Raw genomic sequence first — 24,716 nt, 5'->3', positions numbered from 1 at the left:
TTGATTGGACGTTCAATCAAAATCTGGTCGATTCAACGGCACAGTCGTGATCAGGCCACCATACTGCAACCGATAACCTCAACAAGGAGTGCATCATGACGACCCCGACGATTCCCGCTCTGTCCGTGCTGGCGGCTGCCATCGCCGGCCTTGCCGCCCCCCAGGCGATGGCCGCCGATGACAGCTGCCAGCCGGTGCGTTTCGCCGAAGTCGGCTGGACCGACATCACCGCCACCACCGCGCTGACCACCGAAGTGCTGAAGGCCATGGGCTACGAGACGCGTATCGACACCGTCTCGGTGCCGATCGCCTATTCGGGCATGAAGAACGACGACTTCGACGTCTTTCTCGGCAACTGGATGCCGTCCATGGCGTCCATCAGCGACCCCTACGTCGAGCAGGGCGATGTCGACCGCCTGGGGGCCAACCTGGAAGGGGCCAAGTACACCCTGGCGGTGCCGCAGTACGTCTACGACGCCGGTGTCACCTCGGTGGCGGATCTCGACGAGCACGCCGACAAGTTCAACAGCGAACTCCACGGCATCGAGGCCGGAAATGACGGCAACGAGCTGATCCAGCAGATGATCGATGATGACGCCTTTGGGCTCGGCGACTGGTCGCTGATCGACTCGAGCGAGGCCGGCATGCTGGCGGAGCTGCGTGCCCGCGTCCCCGACGAGACCTGGATGGTGTTCCTCGGCTGGGAGCCGCATCCCATGAACACCAACTTCGATATGGCTTACCTGGAAGGCGCCGACGACTACTTCGGCCCCGACCTGGGCGGCGCCACCGTTTACACCAACACCCGTGCCGGCTACACCGACGCCTGCCCCAACGTCGGTGCGCTGCTCAACAACCTGAGCTTCACCCTGGAGATGGAAAACCAGCTGATGGGCACCATCATGGATGACGGTACCGCCCCGGACGAGGCCGCCCGCGACTACCTCAAGGCCAACCCGGAGCTGCTGGACGCCTGGCTCGAAGGCGTGGAGACCGCCGATGGCGAGCCTGCCATCGAGGTGGTCAAGGCGGAGCTGGGTGTTGAATAAGGCAAAGCTGGGTGTGGAATAAGCCAGAGCTGGGTGTCGAATAAGCCAGCGCTGGGGCGCTGAACAAGCCTGAGCTGACTGTCTAACAAGCCCAGAGCGTTCCAGGCCGGGGGAGAGCAGGGCAGGCCCGTCGTCGAAAATTTCGCGGGCGGGCTTGCCAAGTTCATGAACGGTGTGCATAATTCTCCCCCGTCGACACGGCGCTTTTGCCGCATGACGACCCAAAAGGCTACGTAGCTCAGTTGGTTAGAGCACATCACTCATAATGATGGGGTCCCCTGTTCGAGTCAGGGCGTAGCCACCAGGATTTAGAAAGCACCCGCTGACCTCGGTCAGCGGGTGCTTTCGTATGCGTCGGTTACTTTGCCTCCCGTCGGCCATCGTCTGGCACGGCCTTTCAGGGTTTGTGACCCGCCCGCACCTGCCCGGTGGGCGAGGGACCAGCGTTCAGGGCAGGGCTTCAGGATAGGGCTTCAGAACGTGCAGTGCATCGTGACGGCAGCCAGAGCCGCCCGAACCCAGGTTACGAGGCGGATCAGCGGGTTAAGCCAGTCCTTGGGTCAACAAAAGCGCAACCGGGCTTGACGATCTCGGAGCGATCCGTATACTACGCCCCGTGCTTGAGGCGATTCCCCGATAGCTCAGTTGGTAGAGCAAATGACTGTTAATCATTGGGTCGCAGGTTCGAGTCCTGCTCGGGGAGCCAACCGCAACGGTTGATCCCGCGTCACGCACCGACAATTCAAGGTAATTCCCCGATAGCTCAGTTGGTAGAGCAAATGACTGTTAATCATTGGGTCACAGGTTCGAGTCCTGTTCGGGGAGCCATCTTGCCTTGCAGCAGTTTTGCATGAATTGTCGCCAAGCTTGAAGTACTGCACATTGTTGTTCCCCGATAGCTCAGTTGGTAGAGCAAATGACTGTTAATCATTGGGTCACAGGTTCGAGTCCTGTTCGGGGAGCCAGTGCTGATTTTTGGTGTTTTCCCTTTCCTGCCGTCTCTTCTCTTTATTGAAATTGTCCGGGATTTCCGTCCCAGGATTTGCTTCATGCTTTGCGTTTTTCTGCCGCATTCTTGCTGAGGCTAGCGATGCCTGCGCGTAAAAAGCGGTGTCGCAGAAAGTTTGCACTCGGGGCGAAGCGTTCTCTCTAGCCTGTCTGCCAAGTCACCATTTTAGTTCTCGCTCGCACTGGCCGAGATCGGTTTCCAGCCCTTCCCTGATCGATTCGCCCATGGCAGGTAGGGAAGCCAGGTGGAGGCTTTCCAGGATGGCACGCCAGTCATCTTCCGCCAGCAAGACGGCGTCACCTCTTCTACCGGTGATGAAAATAGGTTCGTGGCTTTCCAATGCCTTGTCGATCAAGGCTTCGAGCTCAGCGCGAGCATTCTCGACGGTTACTGTAGTCATCGGCCACCTCCTGTTGGATAAGCTTAGGACAAGATGGGCATCTGGCCGTCAGGCCGCGCGACTCAGGTAGCGTTGTTGGCACCCGCGTATGATTCAGCAAAAAAAATCGCCCTCGTTGCCTGATCGGCAGCGAGGGCGATGTCGTTTCTGCGTGGGAGGATGCTGGTGGTTAGCCAATGTGTGGCTTTATCACCTCAGCCCATCGCAGCGGCCCGGTTCCTCGCCCGCTTGCGCAGGGCAATGACGATGGTGGTGCCCAGAAGCAGCACGGCGATGGCGATCAGGCTTGCGCTGATCGGGCGCGAGAAGAAGATACCGAGGTCACCCTGGGACATCGCCAGCGAGCGACGCAGCTCGCTCTCGGCGATGGGGCCGAGCACCAGGCCAAGGATGATCGAGACCAGCGGGAACTTGATCTTCTCCAAGAGGAAGCCGAGCACCCCGAAGCCAAGCATCAGCCAGACGTCGAACATCGAGTTGCGCACCGAGTAGGTACCGACGATGCAGCACATCAGGATGATCGGGCCCAGCGCCGAGTAGGGCACGTTAAGCAGCCGGGTGAACAGTTTGATGAACGGCTTGGAGAACGCCAGGATCATGAAGTTCACCACGAACAGCCCAGCGAACACCGCGTAGATCAGGTCGCTCGAGGTCAGCATGAACATCGGCCCCGGCTGCAGGCCATGCATGATAAAGGCGCCGAGGATGATCGCGGTGGTACCGCTTCCCGGAATGCCGAGCGCGAACAGCGGCACCAGGGCGCCCATGGCGGCGGCGTTGTTGGCGGCTTCCGGTGCAGCGATGCCCTCCGGTGCGCCCTTGCCGAACTTCTCCGGGTGCTTGGACCAGCGCACGGTCTCGCTGTAGCTGACCATGGCGGCGGTGCTGGCGCCGATGCCCGGCAGGATGCCGATGATGACGCCAAGTATCGATGAGCGCGACAGGGTCACACCGATCTTCTTCAGGATGGGGGCGTCGAAGATCTTGATCTTGACCTTGGTCAGCGGCTGTTCGGCGTCACGGCTCAGGGAGCGCTTCATCACCTCGGACACCGCAAACAGACCGACGATGACCGGAATCAGCCCGACCCCCTCGGCCAGGTTGAGGTTGTCAAAGGTATAGCGGCTGGTGCCGGTGAGCGGGTCGATGCCGATAGTAGCGATCAACAGGCCCAGGGTGGCACCGATCAAGCCGAGGATCAGCCGGCCACCGAGGGAGGCCACCACGGTCAGGCCGAGGATGGCGAGTGCAAAGTACTCGGGGGAAGAGAACTTCAGCGCCACCGAGGCCAGCATCGGGGTGAAGATGATCAGCGCGATGGTGCCGACCAGTCCGCCCACCGCCGAGCTCAGCACGCCGATGCCCAGCGCCTTGCCGGCCTCGCCCTGCTGGGTCATGGGGTAGCCGTCGAACGCCGTCATCACCGCCTCCGGGGTGCCCGGGGCGCGATAGAGGATGGCGGTGATCAGCCCCGAGAAGACGGTGGAGCCGTAGATGGCGGTCAGCAGCATGAACGCCTGGGTGGGCTCCATGCCGTAGGTGACCGGCAGCAGGATGACCACCAGGATCACGCCGCTGATGCCCGGCAGTGCGCCACCGATAAAGCCGATGAACACGGCCGAGGTCAGGATCAACAGGTTCATGGGCTGGAAGACCACGCCTAGCCCACTGAGAAAACTCTCCAGCATCGTCAGCTCCCGCGAAATACTGGTGGAAAATCGTACCGGCTGGGTGTCATGGCAAGGGGATGCCCAGCAGGGTGGAGAACACGCCCTGGATCAGCGCAACGGCGATGACCACGGTGGCAAGCAGGGCCGCCCAGTGGCGCGCGCCAAGCAGCAGGGTGCAGGCCAGGGTGAAGATCACGGTGGCCAGCAGAAAACCGATGGCCGGCATCAGCAGGGTGTAGGCAAGGGTGGTGCCCATCAGCCACCAGTGGCGGTTGGCGGCAAGAAACCCAGGGTCAAGAGCAACGCCAGCAGCTTCGGTGGTGCTGTCGGTGACGTTGTCGGTGGCGCTGTCCTGGCCGGCATCAGCCTGTTGGCCGGGATCGGTCGCGGGGTCTTTCGCCATCGCGGCCTTGGCCTCGGCGTCGCTGGCACGCTCCTTGGCCTGGCTCATGCGGGTGGAGATCAGCAGGGTCGCCGACAGCACGATCAGCAGGATCAACAGCGACAGCGGCCACAGGCGTGGGCCGATAAAGGTCGAGACGTCCTCGGAGCTCGGGAAATCAAGCGTCGGCACCAGGGTGACGGCGGCCAGTACCAGCAGCAGGACGGCAAAGACGGTGAACTTGGTATGCATGGTGAGGCTCGGTTCACGGCGGGCCAGCGGGAGCCAGTCCCGTCAGCGCAAGGTGAGGGGCCGGGTAGAACCCGACCCGCCAGTCCACGGGATCAGGTGTTTTCCAGAAGCCGCGTGTAGAGTTCCAGGTTCTGCTCGAGCTTCTCGCGGTAGTCGTCGCTACCCAGCCAGCCCTCGCGGTAGTGCAGGTTCACCCGCTCTTCGTACTCCTGGTAGGTCTCGGAGTCGTAGACACTCTTCAGGGTGGACTCGAGCTTCTCGACGATGGCGTCCGGGGTGTCGGCGTGGACGAAGATGCCGCGCTCGTTGCCGTCGGTCAGGTCCCAGCCGTTTTCGACGGTGGTGGGGATGTCCGGGAAGTTCTCCAGACGCTCTTCGGCGAACACCAGGATCGGCATCATCTCGCCGGATTCCATGTAGCTCAGCACCGAGCTGATCTCACCGAACAGGCCATCGATGTTGCCGCCCATGACGTTGGCGGCGACGCTGCCTTCCTCGTCGTAGGGGATGAAGCTGATGTCCAGGCCGGTGGCGTCACGGAACGACAGGAAGGCCATGCGGTCGGGGCTGGCCGCGTGGGTGCCGCCGATGATGACCTGACCCGGGTTGGCCTTGGCGTGTTCCATGAAGGCGTCGAAGTCGGCGTACTTGTCCGGATCGACGATCAGCGTCATCACGTCGGACTGCATGCGCGCCACCGGGGTGAGCTGGTCGAGGCCGGTGGGGTTCTGGCCGGCGGCAAGCGAGGTGACCAGGGTCGAGGAGGCGAAGTCCAGGGTGTGGCCGTCGGCGTCGCCGTTGGCGGTACGCTGGTGGGCCAGGGCGCCGGAGGCGGACGGCAGGTTGACCACCGTCACGCGGGTGTCCATGGCCTCTTCAAGCAGCGGCTTGATGGTGCGCGCGAAGTTGTCGGTGCCGCCACCGGCGCCGGCGGCGACCAGAAACTGCAGCGGCTTGGAGGGGAAGTCGGCCGCCTCGTCGGCAGACAGCGCCGCGGGGCTCGCAACGACGAGCGACAGGCCGAGGGCGCTGGCGGTGATGATCGCGTTTCGGGTGATCATGGCGTTCTCCTGGGGGTGGTTGTTGTGGTTGAGCATGGGCAGATGCCCATTGGTTGCCAGGTGGCCCGACATGACGTCAGGCCGGTTCGGAGGAAGATTCGGCGGTGGAGAAGAACATCGCGTCCTGCTCGCGGCGAAGGTGGAGCAAGGTGGAGTCCGGCAGCTGCACGTCGGCCACGCTGATCAACTGACCGGCGGCCACATCGCGCTTGAGCACGGCGCCAGGCAGCAGATAGAAGGGCACCGGGGTGGCATCGAGCAACGCAGCGGCGGGATGCACCTCTGGCTTGAGGCCGGCGATGTGGCGATGGTGGCCCTTCATCTCGAGCTCCTGCCCCTTGCTGAGTGACACCGTGGCGCGGGCGACCAGGTCCACCGCCGGGCGGGTGGCCTGGCCGCCGCCGGAGGGCAGGCCCTTGAGCACGGCGTCGAGCAGCGAGATCGGCGCTTCCAGGCCCAGCAGGTGGCGCGGCAGGTAGACCATGGCGCTTTTCTTGCTGCGACTCAGGATATGGCCCTTGCCGTCCAGCACCTCCCAGGCGTGGGCGTCCTCGCAGCGCACCACCACAAAGACACCACCGGCGAAGCTCAGCTCGTCCGGGCGGCGCAGGCAGTTGAACACCTCCAGACGCCCCGTGCCGGAGAGCACGCCGCCGTTGCCTTCCAGGTCCAGCAGGGTCGGCACCTCATGGGTACGCAGCACCAGGGCGTGGAAGGCAGGGTGGTCGGGGGTAAGGCCGGTGGCGTTGGCCACATTGGTCATCTCGCACAGGTCCGGTGCGGAGATCTGCGGAATGGCGCTCAGGTGTTCGCCACGGGCGCGCACCACGCTACGCTCGTCGCCTTCGGGCAGCGTCCACAGATCGGCCATGTCCGGGGCGTCGAAGCGGGTGCCGTTGCACCAGATCGCCTGATCCGCCTCGTCCCAGACAAAGTCGTATTCGCTGCTCTTGCCGGCGGCGATGATCTCGAAGCCCAGCGTCTGCGCCCAGGTCACCAGGCCGATCAACAGACTCGGTTGATCACCGTCCAGCGGAGTGAACAGGCGACCATGGCGGTTGCCCAGGCGGGTCAGGTAGGGACCGACCACCGATTCGGTTTCCTTGGTGGCGATGCCTACATGCTTGCCGGCCTTGAGTGCACTGGCCGCGTGGGTGGCACCGGCGTTTGGTATACCAGTACTTTCCACCAGGATGTCGAAATCCAGGTGCTTGACCACTTCGAGATCGCCACAGGCGACAAACTTGCCTGCCTGCCAGGCGTCGCTTGCCTCGTCCTGTGTTTGGCATACCGCGATCTGCGAGGCCGGAATGCCGGCCTTCTCGAACGCCTGGGCTGCCGTCTCGGCGCTAATGTCCACCGCGATACGTGCGTTCATGCCGGGCATCTGCTGGGCCTGACGGAGGATGCCGCGACCGAAATCGCCAGCGCCCGCGACGCATGCCTCGACGGTGGTGGCGGTATCAAAGTGGTGAAGGTAGTTCATGGTCGTAGAGCGTCTCCGTGCTGGCCTGGCCCACCGCTGGCGCGTTGCCGGGGGCTGCCTGAGCGGGTTGAAGGCCTCGGTCTGGAAGGATCGGGCGGGATCAAGATGCAGAGAAATGTAGTGGTATACCATTTTGATGGTCAAACGATTGGGGCATAGACCTTGGTCGCATAAGGCAAAAGATGTGCGTTATATCGTTGAATAACAACGAATAAATGCAGTGAGATAAACCGCGTAAATGTTTGCCCGTCAAAAAACGGTATGCCATTCTTTAGGCATCGAAGACCATGACGGCAATAACGATGGACGAAGCGGCAGTGGACGCACGCGAAGGACTGGTGGAGAAGGTCGCCAACTACCTGCGTGAACATATCGTGATGGATCACTTCCAGCCCGGACAGCGGCTGCCCGAGCGCAAGCTGGCCGAAGAACTGGACGTCTCGCGTACCCCCATGCGCGAGGCGTTCAAGATCCTTGCGGCAGAAGGGCTGGTGGTCATCTCCCCACGCCGGGGTGCGGTGGTCGCCGATGTCAGCCCCCAGGACGTGCAGGAAAAGGCCTACGTGCTGAGCGTGCTGGAGCAGTCAGCCGCGGAACTCTGCTGCGCCAATGCCAGCGACGATGACATCGCCGAACTGCAGGCGCTGCACTTCGAGATGAAGGCCGCCTTCCTGCGCCGCGACCGCCAGAACTACTTTCGCCTGAACCAGGCGATCCACAACCGCATCGTCTCGCTCTCCGGCAACAACTCCCTGATCGAGATCCACGCCACACTTAGCCGACAGCTCTACCGCGTGCGCTATCTTTCCAACCTCAAAAACGAGAAGTGGTCCGTGGCCATGGACGAGCACGAAGCCATCATGGCCGCCCTGGAAGCCCGCGACGGCAAACAGGTCGGCAACGAACTGCGCAATCACCTCGGCAAGACCTGGATGAAGTACGCCAACCCCGCGGCCGAGGACCAGCCCCTCGCCGATGTCGACACCGAGAGCGGCTAGTAGGTGAGCCAGGTGCGGCAGGCGACGCCGGCCAGCCAAGGGCGTGATAGCGAGACACTGATGGGCAGGATGCAGAGCAGGTGAGGTAATGACGCTTAACGGATATCGAGCGAAGGGGAGGGGCCGGCTGACTCCGTCCATCAGCCGAGCCAAGAAGCTACGTCCGCTTCGAGCCTTTGCGGTCAGAGAGTGATTAGCCGTCAATCGGCGGGCGGGAATTGCTGCTTTTGGTGAAGGACCCGCATGATCCGGATATCTGAGCCTGCCAACTGATAGGAGATCAGAAGCGATACTTCCGGAAGGATTAGCAAGCGACCAGGAATACCTTGGCGCTCTACGCCGAGTAGCGGTTGCAGCATCAGCAGTTCTGCCCTTTCCTCGATCAGGTCATCAGTCCGTTCGGCGACCACAGGATTGAACTGGTAGAGGAAGTCAAAAATGGCTTCACGCCTTGTCAGACCCTCTTCTTCCCATGGAATCGCCGATTACCGGGGCAAGGTCACGGGCGCGGATCCGTGACTTTCGTTCTGCCATCCGGGATTTTGCGGTTTCATGATCGACAAAGGTCGCTGCACCGGCTTCGAGTCTGTCAAATGCTCGCTTGACCTGAAGCGATAACCCGTCATGGTGTGACGTTGCTTGGCGCTGTTGCTCGGCGAGTTGTTCTGCCAATTCCCTGCAGGCGCCACTGAGCGTACGCCCCTGGCTATCTGCCATCTGCTGGGCTAGGCGCTTTGTCTCTTCATCGATACGAAACTGTATACGGGTATCCATCTGAAGCCTCGCAGCTGATGCTGACGTGTTCACGTATATTGGCTCGTTTTGGTGCTCAGTATGGCGACCTAGGCCCGCTTGCCGCGCTGGGCGTGAATACGCTTCCTGGTAGCGTTACCTCGAAGCGTTGCCTCACAGGCGCGTGGAGTCGTTCCCGTCAATTGCGGCAAGGTTCGGTGGTGGATCAGAAACGCATCGCGGTTACCTGGCGCCGAGCTGAACAAGCTATACCACCCATCCGCCATATGCGAGTGATTGCTTGCTCGCGCTGGGCAGGGCAGTCGTAACAGCTTCAAATCTCTATCCCCGAATTTTATTCGAGCACGTGCTTTCAAAAAGCAGCTTTCGAAATTCAACAGTTTGTAAGACTTAAGCCAAAAAACGCGTAAATTCGTTCCCATTCCTCGCATCTTTTGTCTATTCTGCTGCTATTGGCACATGCCAAACTCTAAACAGTGCCGCTAAGAGCACGAAAATAACGATCATGCGCAGGGATAGGAAAGCCGTCTATGGCCAAGGGGTGACCAGCCAACGCTAATCTGACGTTCAATGCAGGCGCCTTGCCGCCTGTTTGGCAGCGTACTGCCGTTTTCGGTTACCCGTCCTCAATTCCTTCCCTACTTGTGATCGCACAGCGGCCTTCGCCGCCTGGGTGGTCATGTCGTGTGGCCGTCGTGGCGGTAGCGTGCCTGTGTGGTAGTGCGTAGGTGATGGGGAGGTGTGTCTTTCTCCCGGTGACATGGCGTTGATGTTTCTCTGCGTGTGGTATTCATACGTGTATACGAAAAAATCACAGGATTTAAAGGCATGCATCGAAATAATGCATCAGAGGACATGTTTATTTCGCATAGGCGCTTTAAAGTTATGGCGAATCAATGGGTTTGCAATCGCTGAAGAGCGATTTTGGGCATGTGCGCTTTGGAGATGAGTATACGCGTTTTGTCACTGATTGATCAGGCATAAAGTGAAGAATATACGCGTGAATTCAGAGGTATAGGCTGCAATTTAGGCAGGTTCGTGCGGAAGAAAATTAGCATTCCGTTGAATAGGAAATGTTATGTTTATTTTTTAGTTAGGTGGTTTTTATGTTGATCAATAAGAACGAAAATATCCCAGAAGAATTCTTTGTATTTGTGAATTTTTCATCCCCCTTAGCAGCTCATAACTATAAGATAGGTGCTTACACCTCAGGAGCTTGTAGTACATGGTGTCAAGAAGAAACATTAGCCAAATACTTAGATGGCAGCTTAAACTATTTACCATTCGAGCTAAGTCAACGTGATCCCATGGCTGTATCTCCCTACTGTTTGAATGCTATCAATGATTACAGAATCGAACATGATGCAGAAATTTACAGGAAGCAGAATCATCCATTATATCCATCTCGTCTTTCAGCTACTTATGCTTTTGGTGATCTTGAAACTTGCCGAAAAGTAAGCCGAAAATATTAATGGGACTTAAATTCCGTACGTAAATTTAAGCTCTTAGATTCCCCTCTAAATCGAGTTGCTAAAGTTAATATGGAGCATATGTCTCTGGGGCGTCATGCATACAGAGTGGCATCCATGCCGAATGTAGAAGACATATGGCGTGCTTATTGGACGGGACAGGGTAATATTCAAATCGAGTTACCGGATGGTCCAGAGTTTACTCGCAATGTTCGCGACTCTGGTGTTATTTGGGAGTATTTAGTTGAGGGTTGTTTACAACCAATGGCATGATAAATATAAAAACTGTTTAGGAGTGATACGCAACGCGTGGCATTTTTACTATGCGTTTCGTTTAGTGTTTAAGGTGGCATGCAACGGCTTTTGTATTACGTTGCTCACACCTTAATAGGGCGTTAGTTCGAAAGATAAGGATGTGTATTAATGGAGAATGATAAAAGTTTTTGTCTACCCCTCATGTCAATAGATGAGGAGCGAAACCAGTTGTGGTCTTGTTTTGCGACTGCGACGTTCGCCGATGTATGTGGCTCGTTTTTCTTGGTTTCACCTGCTCATGCGCTGGTTGAAATGAACCAGAAACCTGTATACGTCGCTATCGATGAACCAATAACTCTCGCGGGTCATGGCATTATTAAAAATGAGGCAATGGATGTTGCTGCGATAAAATTAAGTAATTCGACGGTAGATAAGATAAAAGGCATTGTTTTATTTGTGACACCTGAATTTGTCCACAACCATCCGCCCGGGGAAAGTGAGCAACGGTCTGAGGTGCTTGGTTTTCCGTCGAATCGTAATACTATGAAAACTCGTACGCACCGCGTTGGAAAAAGTGCGTTGCGATATACCGCAAATGATATCTCTGAAAGCTTCTTTCCTGATGACGAGTATATGAAAGAGTTTCATTTTGCTCTAGAGTACGACGAAAAAAATCTTCTGGATGAGGACTTAAATAGTACGCAGCCCAGAAAAATGCATGGAGTTAGTGGTGGGCTTATTTCGGAGCTCTTTTGGAATGATGTGCATATTTCTGGTCGAATCCAAGGTATTTTGCTAGGTAGCAAAAAAGCCAAGAAGGCTTTAATCGGTCTCCGATACGAATACATCTTGGCTTGGATCGAAAAGAACTTTGATGCATTTCCCGAAGCCCCGCACTAACAATACGGTCAACGGGACCGCTTTTCCGCGCCGCCTTCGGCTCTGCTCCAAAGCGGCCCGTTACCTAAGCGTTATGAATCATGACGGTGAGCACCATAGAAATGAATGAGCTCATGAAATTACTATCTGCTATTGTTCTGCTGATTGTATCCACATGGTTTGGTTACCTTGGGCTCCCATCGCAAATGGGACTCGCTATCTTGGCTGGTGCATTAGGTCTCGCATTCTCAAATATCGACAAAATCTCTGAGTTCAGTGGGGCGGGATTTTCCGCCAAAATGAAAGAAGAAGTTCAAGCCATTATAGATAAAGAGACAGAACCAGATATTGAGGATAAGGATCAAGAATCCGCAGATCTAGGCGTTGAGCATTCAAAGATTATCGCCGCGCTAAATCATCCAAAATATACTTGGCGGTCATTAGCCGGAATTTCAAAAGAGTCTAATATTACTGAGCCAGAAGCATGGAAGGCATTGGTTTGGCTAACAAGGCATGGCCTAGTAAGAACGGGCAATAAAAACAAAACTGGCGCAATGATATGGGCGCTCACTCGAGTAGGTCGCGCGGTGGCAGCCAATGATTCATAACAATAGCAGGCAAAGCGACGCCAAAAAGCGGCGCGCTTACTGCGGGCGTTATGTTTCCTTTTTAGGTCAGCAGATTAATTGCGGGTAATTTAGATGTCATGTATTAGGTGTAATGAAAGCAAAACAATTCAAGCTCATTTGATTCCGCAGGTTTTTTGTAAGGAAGTTCAAGTTGGCAAAGGGCATGCGACGGGCGTAAAAGAAGATGGTTCGTTCCATTTCAGTCAGTCAGGAACCTTTGACAAAGGGATACTTTGTGCTGACTGCGATGGTTTATTGGGGCAACTGGAAGAGTATGCATCAAAAATCCTTAAGTATATCCGTGAGTGTAGTAAAGGCTTAAATTTTGGGACCAAGATTGTTGAAGGTGTTGATAAAGAAAAAATCGCGCGCTTCTGTGCTGGTGTTCTATGGAAATACAGTATTACCCAAGAGCAATATGGAAAAATAAATCTTTACGGGTTTCAAGATGATGTTAAGCGTATTGCTTATTCTGAAATGGATATCCCGGAGTGGTTTGATGTTGCTATATTTCGTCTAAGAACTCACGCTCAAGATGATGGAGTATTTGCGTATCGTGCCCCTTTTATTGATAGGAAGAATCGTGTGCGCTTGTATCGTTTCATGGTTGGTGGTTGCCTTATTTTTGTAAAAGTACATCGAAAAAAAATGCGTGATGATGTCCTTGCTGAGTTGTGGTTAGGTTATGAAAATAGCTTTAGATTTTGCATTGCACCAGCACAGCAGTTTGAAGAGTTCAAAATTTCAAAAGACCTATCATTTAAATCTGAGAAGCTATCCTCGTTCTTGGACAGGCAAGATGAAATAGCAAAATCAAAAACATACCAATAAATTGAAGAGTGATTCAGCACGCTTGGCATTTTTAGTTTGGGTTTGGTTCAGCGTTTACGGTGGTCAAATTAAGTGTAGTGGAAGCGTGCTTCACACCTTAATTGGGCGTTAGGGCTGCGATTAAATCACGGAGAAAGCTATGCACGATTATGCTGTATTTGGACATGATAGATCTGCTATTGGAAGGTGGTTGGGGTTTATATCTATTGCCCTCTCAGGTGGAATCGCTCAGCTATTGGCTATTGCTAGTAATCTAAGTGGTATTGATGCATTTACAAAAGCAACAATTACCACGGGCGTAGTATATTTTTTTCTCCACTGGATATTCAATAAATGGGTATGGAAAATTTCATTTTTTGAAGTTCCAAACTTGAATGGGGAATGGGAACTTAAGGGGAAAACGCTAAATGATGATGGTGCTACTAAATTCGATTGGGAAGGTTCTATTGGAATTGAGCAAACTTGGAAAAATATCCAAGTACACCTAAAAACAAAAAACAGTCAAAGCGAAAGTTATACGGCGACGCTTTCTAAGCGATTCGGTCCAACAGGTGGCTGGCTTCTTTCATATAGTTACAAAAATGAGCCAGAAATAGAGCAGAGCCACGAAATGAATTCTCATAAAGGTTACTGCGAAGTTGAATTTAATAAAGAGCTTACTGTTGGCAAAGCCTCCTATTTTAATAGTGCAGGAAGAAAGACATTTGGTGTTATGAGTTTGAGAAGGATTCAATAATGATTGACTTTGAAAAACGGTTGAAATCGCTTAAAGAGCGCAGACAAGGAACTCGTGAACGAGCTATTTATGAGTCTATGGAGTTTTTTTCTGCCAATAATGCAATACAGCGTGGGGTTGATGTCAGGAAATCAGAATCATTTGAAAACCTGAATGAAGTCGCTGGTGTCAAATACGTGGTAGGCGCAATGTCCGCTGTTGAACCAGCATCTACAAAGGTATCTATTGATGAGGGTGATCGAGTAGCTGATAGTCTTATTAAGAGTTTGCAAAACAGCGGTGAATCTGTCACCAAACGGCTTCAAGGCTCAGTGGCTTTAGATATTCACATCAAAGGGCATTCTGATGTTGATATGCTTATCATTGTTACTAATCCTGTAAATATTGAACTTCCTGAAGTAAATCCAAATGGATACTCTCTCGCAACAGATCCAAGAGGTTTGATTAATATTGCTAAAGATGTGAGGGAAAAATCAGAACGTATTCTGCCCGTTAACTTCCCTAAGGCAGAAGTGGATAGTTCAGGAAACAAGTCAATTGCTTTGGAAGGTGGAAGCTTGAGACGAAAGGTTGATATTGTTCCAGCCATTTGGTTTGACACAATAAAATACCAGCATTCAGGTCAAGAAAGTGATCGAGGTATTAAAATATATCATAAAGCAGATCATGAATTTCATCTTAATTATCCATTTACCCATATTAAAATGATAAATAATAGAGATTCATTGTGCTCAGGAAATTTGAAATCTGTAATCCGATTATTGAAGAATATGATTGCTGATATGCCTGACTACAAGAAGAGAACTGTGAAAAATTTGAGTAGCTATGACTTGGCTGCAATCGCATTTCATATGAATACAGATTTAAATGTACCTAGCTACATGAGATTGGCGCTTGTGGAGAAAGCTCGTGCACATTTAGCCATTCTTAATTCTGCAAAATCTTATCGTGATACTCTCTATGTTCCTGATGGTAGCCGAAAGATATTTAATGAAGAAAGTAAGACTGAAGCTTTAGAAATTCTTACAAATGAAATTTCAGACTTGGCTAAAGCAATTTATGAGGAGCTCAAGCCTTTTAGCCAGAGCTATGATGCAAATGTCATCCTCAATAAGTTTGTATTTTAGCCCTAACAAACGCATGTTGTCGGACTGGTTTTCCGCTGCGCTCCAAACCAGCCGCAAATGCGGATGTTATAGGACTAGCCAGAACTGTAGTCAGCTACTTAAATCTATATTTATACCTATTTCGCATTATTAGTACATCGATGCTCGTTAGTATTTATGGTTTAAGCTCCACTAAACAACTTAAGGAACCATGAACATGATTAGAATGATATTTGCAGCTCTCTTAATAATATCTTCATCTGTCTACGCTTTAGAGCCAGGTGAATTACCAGGACCAACTTCCAGTGATGGTGGTCCTGCCCCTGACACAACACCTTTACCGCCTACGTCTAGTGACGGTGGGTTTGACGGCTAAAATTTAATGTGGCTGCAAGGTGTTTTCTTACAGGCATATTTTGCAGCTCAAGTATTAGTCCTATAACAAGGCCAATCATACTCGCACGGCAAAAGCCGCCGTGCTGGACTCGCTTCACTCGCCTGTGTTGACGGCGTTAGATACCTATATCCAACACTAGAACACGACTGTTGCGAAGTCGAGTGCGGCGACTATTCCATCTCGCATGTGCTCTAGAGTCCCTATGGGAGTTTTGAAAACGCTGGCAGGCAATGAGGCGACTTGTGGGATAAGAATCAACAATTATTCGCTGTCGAAGGTCACTGTTGGCGCAGGGCGGGGCAGCTTTCTTACGTCCAGAAAGAGATTTGCGTCCCAGGGGCGCCACAATACGGGTGGCCAACGCCGAGAGGGTATCGCTCTGTATGTCCAGAAGGTAGGGGTACATCCTTTTCGTCGACGCGTTGGGGTTAGCGTACACGTCGAACTGGGGCATTAGAATGTCCTGTACTCTTCGGCGAAGCACCCATGTTCAGCAATGGCATCGTTGTAAGCTTTGATAGCGTTGCTGTTGTCCCTCTGCCATTGTTCGGCTTCGATCTCGGCGAGCTTTGCTTCCAGTGCTTTCTCTAGCGTGACCGAGAGGTTGACATTCATACTCCTGGCCCTTTTCAGCAAGTCGCTGTTTATGCTGAGATTTGTGGCTTGTTTGGGAGCGTTCTGATCGTATAGTGTTTGCATCATCGTCACTCTGATTTTCGATTTTATTTCCACTATGCGTAGCCGTCTGCGCATTGGCAACAATGTTGACAGCTGCTGACAAACAAGGCAGGACGAACGTGAGAATCTTACTCTGGTGTGTTGCGGTGCTGTTGCTCTTGTTGATGCTGCTGAGCGGTGCAGGGTTCTTGCACGGCTCGCTGGAGCTGTTTCCGACCGAAGAGCAGCAGCGTCAGGTTCGCTGGGTCTACGGGGTGGCGTTTGTGGGCTTCGCCACGCTCGAACTCCTGGTCGCGATGGGGCTTTGGAGGGAGAGAAGAGTGATAAGGGCTGTTCGCCGTTAGGGTGACGATGACTGGATTCAGACTACGTCAATAAAAAAGCCGGGGCTCGATGCCCCGGCTTTTCGTTTAGCTTGCGGCTACTTGTTTCTGTCGTTGCTTAGCCTTTTACCGCGTACTGCCAGCTCGGGCCGAGTTCGGTGAAGTCGAGCAGGATTTCCGCTGACTCCTCGACCTCGGCGCGGTCGACGGGCTGTTCCTCTTCGGTCTCTTCGTCGGCGAGGTCTGCGTCGTCGCCGCTTTCGCGGGCGTCGCCCCATTCCTCGAGGATGTCGAGGCCGAGGGCTTCGCGGCGCTCGTTTTCGAGTGCCAGCATTTCGGCGTCCTGGGCGTCGGCTTCACGCTGACGCTGCTCGCGGTTCAGGCTGACACTGGTGTGCTGCTCGCGCAGGCGGCTCGCCAGCTCTGCCCGTTGTTCCAGGTAGTGGAAGTTGGGGTGCTCGTCGGCACGCTGCTGGTGGCGGGCGCGCAGGTCCTTCAGGTACTGGCGCGGGGTGCCGTAGCTGCGGTACTGGACGTCGCGCACGGTGTCCCACGGCAGGGCGTTGTCCAGCGCACTCTCGCCGATGATCTCGGGGTCGAGCAGGCTTGGGTACATGATGTCCGGCTTCACGCCGCGGTTCTGGGTGCTCTCGCCAGAGATGCGGTAGAACTTGGCGCGGGTCAGCTTGATCTGGCCGTAGCTCAGGTCGTTGAGGGTCTGCACCGTGCCCTTGCCGAAGGTGTTGGAGCCGACGATCAGGCCGCGACCGTAGTCCTGGATGGCACCGGCAAAGATCTCCGAGGCCGAGGCGGACAGGCGGTTGACCAGCACCACCAGCGGGCCGTCATACAGGGTGCCGCTGTCGGTGTCGCCGTACAGGCTGATGCGGCCACGGGCGTCACGTACCTGAACGGTGGGTCCGCGGTCGATGAACAGGCCGATCATCGAGTTGGCTTCCTGCAGCGCGCCGCCGCCGTTGTTGCGCAGGTCCAGCACGATGCCCTCGACGCCTTCGGCCTTGAGCTTCTCGACCTCGGCGGCAACGTCACGGGTGGTGGAGCGGTAGTTTTCCTCGCCGGCCTGCCAGGCGTCGAAGTCGACATAGAAGGCGGGCACCTCGATCACGCCGACCTTGTGCACGCCGTCTTCGCGCTGGATCTCGATGACCTCGCTGCTGGCCGCCTGATCCTCGAGCTTGACGGTGTCACGGGTAATGTCGACCACGGTGGAGCGGGTCATGTCCACGGCTTCACCGGGCACCACCTCGAGGCGTACCTCGGAGCCCTTGGGCCCACGAATCAGCTCGACCACGTCGTCCAGGCGCATGCCGACCACGTTGACGATGTCTTCGCCTTCCTGGCCGACGCCGATGATGCGGTCGGCGGGCTTGAGCGCGCCGTCCTTCTCGGCCGGACCACCGGGCACCAGGCTCGCGACCTTGACGTACTCGCCGTCGGCCTGGAGCAGGGCGCCGATGCCTTCGAGCGAGAGGCGCATCTGGATGTCGAAGGACTCACCCTGGCGCGGCGACAGGTATTCGGTGTGGGGGTCCACGGTGCCGGTGGCGGCGGCCATGATCAGCCCGAACACGTCCTCGGCGTTGGTCTGCTCGAGGCGATGCTTCTGGGTCTCGTAGCGCTCGCGCAGGGTGTCGATGACCTCGTCGTCTTCCTGGCCGCTGATCGACAGCGTCAGGGCGGCGTTGGCCAGGCGCTTGCGCCACAAGTCGTCGAGGCTCGCCTGGGAGGCGGCCCAGGCGGCATCCTCGCGGTCGAGTTCGAGGCGGCCTTCGCCGTTGAAGCTCATGTCGAGGTGGTCGATCTCGTCGAGCATCCACTCAAGACGCGCCTCGGCACGATCGTGGTAGCGCTCGTAGAGGTCGTAGGCCCGCTCCAGGGAGCCTTCGAGCATTGCCTCGTCCATGCCGGTACGCAGATCAGCGAACTCATCCACGTCATCCTGCACGAAGTAGGCACGCTGGCCGTCCAGCACGTCCAGATAACGCTGGAAGGCGCGGTTGGACCATTGGTCGTCCAGCCTCACGTCCGCGTAGTGGCCGTAGCGTAGTGATTCGGCCACCTCCATGGCCGCCTGACGCTGGTCGTCGCCGGGCGTGGGAGTAGCCAGCGCCGTAGGGGCCGCGATCAGCAGGGACAGCGCCAGGGCGCGACCCGCAGACTCAATCAGGCTCATCAATGAAGCACTCCAGGATTCGTGTACACTCGTCGGTCTGACACCGACTCGGTCGGCGGGTCCCTTGGACCGGATTCGCATTGTAGCAGCTTGATGTCAATCCTTGACCCTTGCCGTTGTGCGACATTTAGGGTCAATCCTTGAACCACACTATCATGCAACAGAGGACGCCCATGTCACAGGAGTGCTTGCCAAAGGATGATGCCGGATGCGCCAAAAGGCTCAGTCGGCTGCTTGAGTTTCTTCACCGTTCCCCCAGCCCTTGGCACGCCACCGCGAACATGGCTCAGCGGCTCGAGGACGCCGGCTACCGTCGCCTGTTGGAGACCGATAGCTGGGATTTGGTTCCCGGTGACCGCTTCTACGTGACCCGCAACGATTCTTCGATTATCGCCGTCAACCTGCCGAAGGGCCAGCCGGTCACCAGTCTGCGCATGGTCGGCGCCCATACCGACAGCCCCAATCTCAGGCTGAAGACCCACGCCGGCCAGACGTCTGCGGGCTGGCTGCAGCTTGGCGTGCAGGTCTACGGCGGGGCACTGCTCGCGCCCTGGTTCGACCGGGACCTGGGCCTGGCCGGGCGTCTGCATGTCCGTCACGCCGATGGGCGGGTCGAGGGCGTGCTGCTCAACGTCGCCGAGGCCATCGCCATTATCCCGAGCCTTGCCATCCACCTGGATCGCGAAGCCAACGACGGCAAGGCGATGAATGCTCAGACCCAGATGGCGCCGGTGGTGCTGCAGGGGGGCAAGGACGACGACCTCGATCGCCTGCTGCTGGCCAGGCTGGAGCAGGAGCACGGCCTGACCGGGGTAAAGGTGCTGGACTTCGAGCTGGGCTTCTATGATCTGCAGCCGCCGTCGCTGGTGGGCGTGGGCAAGGAATTGATCGCCAGCGCCCGCCTGGACAACCTTTTGTCCTGCTTTATTGGCCTGGAAGCGATGCTCGACGCCGACGGCGAACAGGGCATGGTGCTGGTCGCCAATGACCACGAAGAGGTGGGTAGCGCCAGCGCCTGTGGCGCCCAGGGTCCGTTCCTCGCCGACGTGCTCAAGCGGGTGAATGGCCTGGTCGGCGAGGGCACCGAGGAAGGCTATATCCGCCTGATCCAGTCCTCGCGGATGATCTCCTGCGACAACGCCCACGCGCTGCACCCGAACTACAAGGACAAGCACGACGCCCAGCACGGCCCGAGCCTCAACGCGGGCCCGGTGATCAAGACCAACGCCAACCAGCGCTACGCCACCAACAGCGCCACGGCGGCGATGTTCCGTGATCTGTGCGAGAAGGTAGAGGTGCCGGTGCAGACCTTTATTACCCGGGCGGACATGGGCTGCGGCAGCACCATCGGCCCCATCACCGCAACGGAGCTTGGTGTGCCGACGCTGGACGTGGGGGTGCCCCAGTGGGCGATGCACTCTATCCGCGAGACCGCCGGCAGCCAGGATGTGGAACACCTGACCCGCGCACTGACGGCCTTCTTCAACAGCGCCGAACTGGTGTAGGTACAGCGCTCGCAGCACGCTTGCTGAAAGGCTGAAACGACGATAACAGAGCGCCTGGCGGGCAACCGCCAGGCGCTTTGTTTTTTCTGCGTCGGTGTTGAACCGTTGCATTGGAAGGCACAACGAAAAGGCCCGTCGATCGATGATCGACGGGCCTTTCGGTATCTGGTGGCTACGCCCTGACTCGAACAGGGGACCCCATCATTATGAGTGATGTGCTCTAACCAACTGAGCTACGTAGCCTTTGGATGGCGCCATATTGTACGGATTGCCGGCTTGTTGTCAAGCACTTGGGCTACGGTGATGGCCCCGATGCCGGCCTTGGTGATGGCCCCGATGACGGCTCTGATAGTGGCCCGGGGCGGCCAGGGCGGCGTCAGCGCAGCGCGCTGGAAAGCCGGCTACCACCTGTGTGCCGTGTAGCGCGAGTTCTGTGCTGGCGTGACGGAGGCCGCTGGAAAGGGCGCTACCGCCATGTGGTCATCAAGTGCGCCAAGTGTTTGAAAAGACGTACTCCCCGCAATCTGGCACGGGCCTTGCTCTGTAGTTTAGGGAAACAACAACAGGCGATCTGGATGGCTTTTCGTGCAGGCCTCGTGTCGGCTTCTGGCCTTGGCTGTAACGAGGGCAGGCCGCCTCCAGATCAGGGGATCACGCCGGTGGCGAGATCCAGGACCACGACAGGGGAGTCGTTGCCGATGGAGCCCATCGAAACCTTCTACGACGTGATGCGGCGACAGGGGGTCACGCGTCGCTCATTTCTGAAGTTCTGTTCACTGACGGCGGCGGCGCTGGGGCTCGGGCCTGCCTACACCGCCAAGATCGCCCACGCCATGGAGACCAAGCCGCGCACGCCGGTGATCTGGGTGCACGGGCTCGAGTGCACCTGCTGCTCGGAGTCGTTCATCCGCTCGGCCCATCCGCTGGTCAAGGACGTGGTGCTGTCGATGATCTCGCTGGACTACGACGACACCCTGATGGCGGCGGCGGGGCATCAGGCCGAGGCCGCCCTGGCCGACACCATCGAGCGCTACAAGGGCAACTACATCCTGGCGGTGGAGGGCAACCCGCCGCTCAATGAGGACGGCATGTTCTGCATCGTCGGTGGGCGGCCCTTCGTCGACCAGCTGCGCGAGACCGCAGAGCACGCCAAGGCAGTGATCTCCTGGGGCTCGTGTGCCAGCCACGGCTGTGTCCAGGCGGCGCGCCCCAACCCCACCCGGGCGACTCCGGTGCACAAGGTCATCACCGACAAGCCGATCATCAAGGTGCCGGGCTGCCCGCCGATCGCCGAGGTCATGACCGGGGTCATCACCTACATGCTGACCTTCGACCGGCTGCCGGAGCTCGACCGCACCGGTCGGCCCAAGATGTTCTATTCACAGCGCATCCACGACAAGTGCTACCGCCGGCCGCACTTCGACGCCGGCCAGTTCGTCGAGTCCTTCGATGACGAGGGCGCCCGTCGCGGCTACTGCCTGTACAAGGTGGGCTGCAAGGGCCCGACCACCTACAACGCCTGTTCGACCATCCGCTGGAACGAGGGCGTGAGCTTCCCGATCCAGGCCGGCCACGGCTGTATCGGCTGCTCCGAAGACGGCTTCTGGGACAAGGGGTCCTGGTACGCCCGGCTGCAGGACGTGCACCAGTTCGGCATCGAGGCCAACGCTGACCAGATCGGCGGCGTTATGGCCACCGGGGTGGGCGGTGCGGTGGCGGTCCACGCCGCCGTCAGCGCCTTGAAACGGGCGCAGGTCAAGCGCCAGTCGTCAGCCAACAGGGAGCAAGCCTGATGACCCAGATCAACACCCCTAACGGGTTCAACCTGGACAGAAGCGGACGGCGTATCGTCGTCGACCCGGTGACCCGCATAGAGGGCCATATGCGCTGCGAGGTCAACGTGGATGACAACAACATCATCCGCAACGCGGTGTCCACCGGCACCATGTGGCGCGGGCTCGAGGTCATCCTCAAGGGCCGTGACCCGCGCGACGCCTGGGCCTTTGTCGAGCGCATCTGCGGCGTCTGCACCGGCTGTCATGCGCTGGCGTCGGTGCGCGCGGTGGAGGACGCTCTCGACATCCGCATCCCGCGCAACGCCCACCTGATCCGCGAGATGATGGCCAAGGTGCTGCAGTGGCATGACCACGTGGTGCACTTCTACCACCTGCACGCGCTGGACTGGGTCAACCCGGTCAATGCGCTGAGGGCCGACCCGCGGGCGACCTCGCAACTGCAGCAGTTGACCGGCCCCAACCATCCGCTGTCGTCGCCGGGCTATTTTCGCGACGTCCAGAATCGCCTGAAGACCTTTATCGAGTCTGGGCAGCTCGGGCTTTTCAAGAACGGCTACTGGGACAATCCCGCCTATCGGCTCTCGCCGGAGGCAGACCTGATGGCGACCGCTCACTATCTCGAGGCGCTGGACCTGCAGAAGGAGATCGTCAAGGTCCATACCGTGTTCGGCGGCAAGAACCCCCACCCCAACTACATGGTCGGCGGGGTGCCCTGTGCCATCAATATCGACGGCGATCTGGCGGCCGGGGCGCCACTCAACATGGAGCGGCTCAACTTCGTGCGCGCGCGCATGGAGGAAGCCTTCGCCTTCTCCAGGAACGTCTACATCCCCGACGTCATCGCCATTGCGAGCTTCTACAAGGGCTGGTTGTACGGCGGGGGCCTGTCCGCCACCAACGTGATGGACTACGGCGACTACTCCAAGGTCAACTACGACAAGTCCACCGACCAGCTCAAGGGCGGCGCCATCCTCGGCGGCAACTGGAACGAGATCCACGAGGTGGACCCCACCGACCCCGAGCAGATCCAGGAGTTTGTGGCCCACTCCTGGTACCGCTACGCCGACGAGTCCCGTGGCCTGCACCCCTGGGACGGCGAGACCGAGCACCACTACGAACTGGGCGAGGGCACCGTCGGCACCCGCACCCGGATCGAGGAGATCGACGAGGCCGCCAAGTACTCCTGGATCAAGTCGCCACGCTGGCGTGGCCACGCCATGGAGGTGGGGCCGCTGTCGCGCTACATCCTCAACTACGCCCAGGGCAATGACTTCGTGATCGACCAGGTGGACTCGTCGCTGGCCGCCCTCAATCAGCTCGCCGGCACCCGCCTGACACCGAAGCAGGCGCTGCCGACCACCATCGGCCGTACCTTGGCCCGCGCCCTGGAAGCCCACTACTGCGCGTCCATGATGCTCGATGACTGGCATGAGCTGATCGCCAACATCCGCGCCGGCGACCTGGCCACCGCCAATATCGAGAAGTGGGACCCGGCGTCCTGGCCCCAGGAGGCACGCGGTGTCGGCATGGTCGCCGCTCCCCGGGGCATGAACGGCCACTGGATCCGCATCAAGGATGGCAAGATCGAGAACTACCAGTGCATCGTGCCGACCACCTGGAACGGCAGCCCGCGGGATCCGGAGGGCAACATCGGCGCCTTCGAGGCGTCACTGCTGAATACGCCCATGGAGCGGCCGGACGAGCCGGTGGAGATCTTGCGCACGCTGCACTCCTTCGATCCGTGCCTGGCCTGTTCCACCCACGTGATGAGCGAAGACGGTGAAGAGCTGTCTCGCGTCACCGTCAGATAGCCGGGGGAGGGTGTCCCATGTCCCATGACTCGAAAGCGTCACCTGCTGCAACGGCCAGCCCGGAGGACCCTCAGGCTGGCAAGCTTGGCCCCGGGGAGGAGCGGGTGCTGCCTTCCTCGGTCAAGCAGACCTCGGTCTACGTCTATGAGGCGCCGCTGCGGCTGTGGCACTGGACCAACGCGGCGGCCATCCTGGTGCTGATCGTCACAGGCTACTTTATCGGCAAGCCGCTGCCGACGGTGTCAGGTGAGGCCAGTGATCACTTCGTGATGGGCTATATCCGCTTTGCCCACTTCACCGCGGGCTACATCCTGGCGATCGGTTTTCTGTTTCGGTTCTACTGGTCGCTGGTCGGCAATCACCACGCAAAGCAGTTGTTTCGCTTGCCGTTGCACCGTCGTGACTGGTGGCATGAGGTGTGGTTCGAGCTTCGCTGGTATCTGTTTCTGGAGAAGCGCCCGCGCAAGTACGTGGGCCACAACCCGCTGGCACAGTTGGCGATGTTCATTTTCATCACCCTCGGCACCCTGTTCATGATCGTGACTGGAATGGCGCTCTACGCAGAAGGCGCCCTGCGCGGCAGTTGGCAGGACACGCTGTTCGGCTGGGTCATCCCGCTGGTGGGCCAGAGCCTGGACGTGCACACCCTGCATCGTCTCGGCATGTGGGTGATGATCACCTTCATCATCATCCATGTGTACGTGGCGATACGCGAGGACATCATGTCCCGCCAGAGCATCGTCTCGACCATGATCTCAGGGGAGCGCACCTTCAAGGACGACGACCCCTTGTAGTGAGTTGTCGTTGCTCGCCGTGACTTGTCATTGCTCGCTGTTGCTCGCAGTTGATCGTTAGCCCTGCCGTTGAAGGGCGTAAGCGCTGACCGTTGGCGCCGGAGGCTCCACCGAGAATATCGGGTGAGGTCTCCGGCGCTTTTTGTTTGGGTTCAGGGAGAGTGGCGAAGCGCGTGCATAGGCCGGTGGGAGCGGTGGCGTGGTCGAGTATTAATCAGGTAATCACGAGTCATTTTGTGAAATGTTAATTCCC

The 24,716-nt window shown here is 57.4% G+C and carries 23 protein-coding genes and 5 tRNA genes; 17 read left to right on the top strand and 11 right to left on the bottom strand.

All coding sequences use genetic code 11. The features are described 5' to 3' along the window. Positions 1–167 precede the first annotated feature (167 nt). The 5 genes from KUV74_RS14380 to KUV74_RS14360 all read left to right on the top strand — a co-directional run bounded on the left by KUV74_RS14380 (position 168) and on the right by KUV74_RS14360 (position 2,014). Positions 168–1,049, top strand: a complete 882-nt coding sequence (locus tag KUV74_RS14380) for a choline ABC transporter substrate-binding protein (protein WP_261395476.1) — start codon at positions 168–170, stop codon at positions 1,047–1,049. Between the two features lie 227 nt (positions 1,050–1,276). Next, positions 1,277–1,353 (top strand) — tRNA-Met (locus tag KUV74_RS14375). 326 nt (positions 1,354–1,679) lie between these two features. Continuing rightward, positions 1,680–1,755: transfer RNA gene (locus KUV74_RS14370), tRNA-Asn, on the top strand. A 46-nt stretch (positions 1,756–1,801) separates the two neighbouring features. Then, a tRNA-Asn gene (locus KUV74_RS14365) sits at positions 1,802–1,877 on the top strand. Positions 1,878–1,938: 61 nt separating this feature from the next. Continuing rightward, positions 1,939–2,014: transfer RNA gene (locus tag KUV74_RS14360), tRNA-Asn, on the top strand. A gap of 201 nt (positions 2,015–2,215) precedes the next feature. Here KUV74_RS14360 and KUV74_RS14355 read toward each other — a convergent pair. The 5 genes from KUV74_RS14355 to KUV74_RS14335 form a co-directional block, all read right to left on the bottom strand. Further along, positions 2,216–2,458 carry a type II toxin-antitoxin system Phd/YefM family antitoxin gene (locus KUV74_RS14355; RefSeq protein ID WP_045994604.1) on the bottom strand — a complete coding sequence of 81 codons (243 nt, stop codon included), beginning with the start codon at positions 2,456–2,458 and terminating at the stop codon, positions 2,216–2,218. Positions 2,459–2,652: 194 nt separating this feature from the next. Next, positions 2,653–4,146, bottom strand: a complete 1,494-nt coding sequence (locus tag KUV74_RS14350) for a tripartite tricarboxylate transporter permease (RefSeq protein ID WP_045994605.1) — start codon at positions 4,144–4,146, stop codon at positions 2,653–2,655. A gap of 46 nt (positions 4,147–4,192) precedes the next feature. Then, positions 4,193–4,762, bottom strand: a complete 570-nt coding sequence (locus tag KUV74_RS14345) for a tripartite tricarboxylate transporter TctB family protein (RefSeq protein WP_222516671.1) — start codon at positions 4,760–4,762, stop codon at positions 4,193–4,195. Between the two features lie 92 nt (positions 4,763–4,854). Further along, positions 4,855–5,823 (bottom strand): Bug family tripartite tricarboxylate transporter substrate binding protein, encoded by a 969-nt coding sequence (locus tag KUV74_RS14340; RefSeq protein WP_045994607.1) that lies wholly within the window; start codon positions 5,821–5,823, stop codon positions 4,855–4,857. A 76-nt stretch (positions 5,824–5,899) separates the two neighbouring features. After that, entirely contained in the window at positions 5,900–7,309 is a 1,410-nt protein-coding gene (locus KUV74_RS14335; RefSeq protein ID WP_222516670.1) for an NAD(P)H-dependent oxidoreductase, read from the bottom strand. A 287-nt stretch (positions 7,310–7,596) separates the two neighbouring features. Here KUV74_RS14335 and KUV74_RS14330 point away from each other — a divergent pair, with 287 nt between their 5' ends. After that, the gene (locus KUV74_RS14330; RefSeq protein ID WP_261395451.1) at positions 7,597–8,307 is read left to right on the top strand and encodes a GntR family transcriptional regulator; all 711 of its coding nucleotides are present in this window, start codon (positions 7,597–7,599) and stop codon (positions 8,305–8,307) included. Positions 8,308–8,507: 200 nt separating this feature from the next. On the opposite strand, the gene KUV74_RS14325 is transcribed toward KUV74_RS14330, so the two are convergent. Next, entirely contained in the window at positions 8,508–8,717 is a 210-nt protein-coding gene (locus tag KUV74_RS14325) for a type II toxin-antitoxin system RelE/ParE family toxin (RefSeq protein WP_315900816.1), read from the bottom strand. Positions 8,718–8,751: 34 nt separating this feature from the next. Then, the gene (locus KUV74_RS14320; protein ID WP_222516669.1) at positions 8,752–9,081 is read right to left on the bottom strand and encodes a damage-inducible protein J; all 330 of its coding nucleotides are present in this window, start codon (positions 9,079–9,081) and stop codon (positions 8,752–8,754) included. 1,085 nt (positions 9,082–10,166) lie between these two features. On the opposite strand from KUV74_RS14320, the gene KUV74_RS14315 reads away from it, so the two are divergent. The 6 genes from KUV74_RS14315 to KUV74_RS14290 all read left to right on the top strand — a co-directional run bounded on the left by KUV74_RS14315 (position 10,167) and on the right by KUV74_RS14290 (position 14,986). Further along, on the top strand, positions 10,167–10,532 hold the full coding sequence (locus KUV74_RS14315) for a hypothetical protein (RefSeq protein ID WP_222516668.1): 366 nt from the start codon (positions 10,167–10,169) through the stop codon (positions 10,530–10,532). A 420-nt stretch (positions 10,533–10,952) separates the two neighbouring features. Then, on the top strand, positions 10,953–11,684 hold the full coding sequence (locus tag KUV74_RS14310; protein ID WP_222516667.1) for a hypothetical protein: 732 nt from the start codon (positions 10,953–10,955) through the stop codon (positions 11,682–11,684). Between the two features lie 113 nt (positions 11,685–11,797). Next, positions 11,798–12,271 carry a hypothetical protein gene (locus tag KUV74_RS14305; protein WP_222516666.1) on the top strand — a complete coding sequence of 158 codons (474 nt, stop codon included), beginning with the start codon at positions 11,798–11,800 and terminating at the stop codon, positions 12,269–12,271. Between the two features lie 93 nt (positions 12,272–12,364). Then, entirely contained in the window at positions 12,365–13,123 is a 759-nt protein-coding gene (locus KUV74_RS14300; RefSeq protein WP_222516665.1) for a hypothetical protein, read from the top strand. 139 nt (positions 13,124–13,262) lie between these two features. Continuing rightward, positions 13,263–13,859, top strand: coding sequence for a hypothetical protein (locus KUV74_RS14295; protein ID WP_222516664.1), 597 nt, complete (start codon positions 13,263–13,265; stop codon positions 13,857–13,859). Next, the gene (locus KUV74_RS14290) at positions 13,859–14,986 is read left to right on the top strand and encodes a hypothetical protein (protein WP_222516663.1); all 1,128 of its coding nucleotides are present in this window, start codon (positions 13,859–13,861) and stop codon (positions 14,984–14,986) included. The genes KUV74_RS14295 and KUV74_RS14290 overlap by 1 nt, the downstream gene beginning before the upstream one ends. A 491-nt stretch (positions 14,987–15,477) precedes the next feature. Here KUV74_RS14290 and KUV74_RS14285 read toward each other — a convergent pair whose 3' ends face one another. Both KUV74_RS14285 and KUV74_RS14280 read right to left on the bottom strand, forming a co-directional pair. Then, positions 15,478–15,768, bottom strand: coding sequence for a CcdB family protein (locus KUV74_RS14285; RefSeq protein WP_261395474.1), 291 nt, complete (start codon positions 15,766–15,768; stop codon positions 15,478–15,480). A 47-nt stretch (positions 15,769–15,815) separates the two neighbouring features. Then, positions 15,816–16,061 (bottom strand): type II toxin-antitoxin system CcdA family antitoxin, encoded by a 246-nt coding sequence (locus tag KUV74_RS14280; protein ID WP_222516661.1) that lies wholly within the window; start codon positions 16,059–16,061, stop codon positions 15,816–15,818. A 98-nt stretch (positions 16,062–16,159) separates the two neighbouring features. Between KUV74_RS14280 and KUV74_RS14275 the strand changes: the two genes are divergently transcribed. Beyond that, the gene (locus KUV74_RS14275; protein WP_222516660.1) at positions 16,160–16,384 is read left to right on the top strand and encodes a hypothetical protein; all 225 of its coding nucleotides are present in this window, start codon (positions 16,160–16,162) and stop codon (positions 16,382–16,384) included. A gap of 97 nt (positions 16,385–16,481) precedes the next feature. Here KUV74_RS14275 and KUV74_RS14270 read toward each other — a convergent pair whose 3' ends face one another. Continuing rightward, on the bottom strand, positions 16,482–18,557 hold the full coding sequence (locus KUV74_RS14270; RefSeq protein WP_222516659.1) for a carboxy terminal-processing peptidase: 2,076 nt from the start codon (positions 18,555–18,557) through the stop codon (positions 16,482–16,484). A 173-nt stretch (positions 18,558–18,730) separates the two neighbouring features. Between KUV74_RS14270 and KUV74_RS14265 the strand changes: the two genes are divergently transcribed. Then, entirely contained in the window at positions 18,731–20,062 is a 1,332-nt protein-coding gene (locus KUV74_RS14265) for a M18 family aminopeptidase (RefSeq protein WP_222516658.1), read from the top strand. A gap of 166 nt (positions 20,063–20,228) precedes the next feature. Here the strand turns inward: KUV74_RS14265 and KUV74_RS14260 are convergent. Next, a tRNA-Met gene (locus KUV74_RS14260) sits at positions 20,229–20,305 on the bottom strand. A 455-nt stretch (positions 20,306–20,760) separates the two neighbouring features. Here KUV74_RS14260 and KUV74_RS14255 point away from each other — a divergent pair. From KUV74_RS14255 to cybH, 3 genes are read left to right on the top strand one after another with little or no spacing between them, the layout of a single operon-like run. Beyond that, positions 20,761–21,855 carry a hydrogenase small subunit gene (locus KUV74_RS14255; RefSeq protein WP_222516657.1) on the top strand — a complete coding sequence of 365 codons (1,095 nt, stop codon included), beginning with the start codon at positions 20,761–20,763 and terminating at the stop codon, positions 21,853–21,855. Then, complete coding sequence (locus KUV74_RS14250) at positions 21,855–23,669, top strand: nickel-dependent hydrogenase large subunit (protein ID WP_108448923.1); 1,815 nt, start codon at positions 21,855–21,857, stop codon at positions 23,667–23,669. The genes KUV74_RS14255 and KUV74_RS14250 overlap by 1 nt, the downstream gene beginning before the upstream one ends. Positions 23,670–23,686: 17 nt before the next feature. Beyond that, positions 23,687–24,463, top strand: coding sequence for a Ni/Fe-hydrogenase, b-type cytochrome subunit (cybH, locus tag KUV74_RS14245; protein WP_222516656.1), 777 nt, complete (start codon positions 23,687–23,689; stop codon positions 24,461–24,463). Positions 24,464–24,716 lie beyond the last annotated feature (253 nt).

Source organism: Halomonas sp. DP1Y21-3 (genome assembly GCF_019801245.1).
Lineage (GTDB): Bacteria > Pseudomonadota > Gammaproteobacteria > Pseudomonadales > Halomonadaceae > Halomonas > Halomonas litopenaei.
Note: the sequence above shows the minus strand (reverse complement) of the source record. Positions and strands in the feature narration are given on the sequence as shown.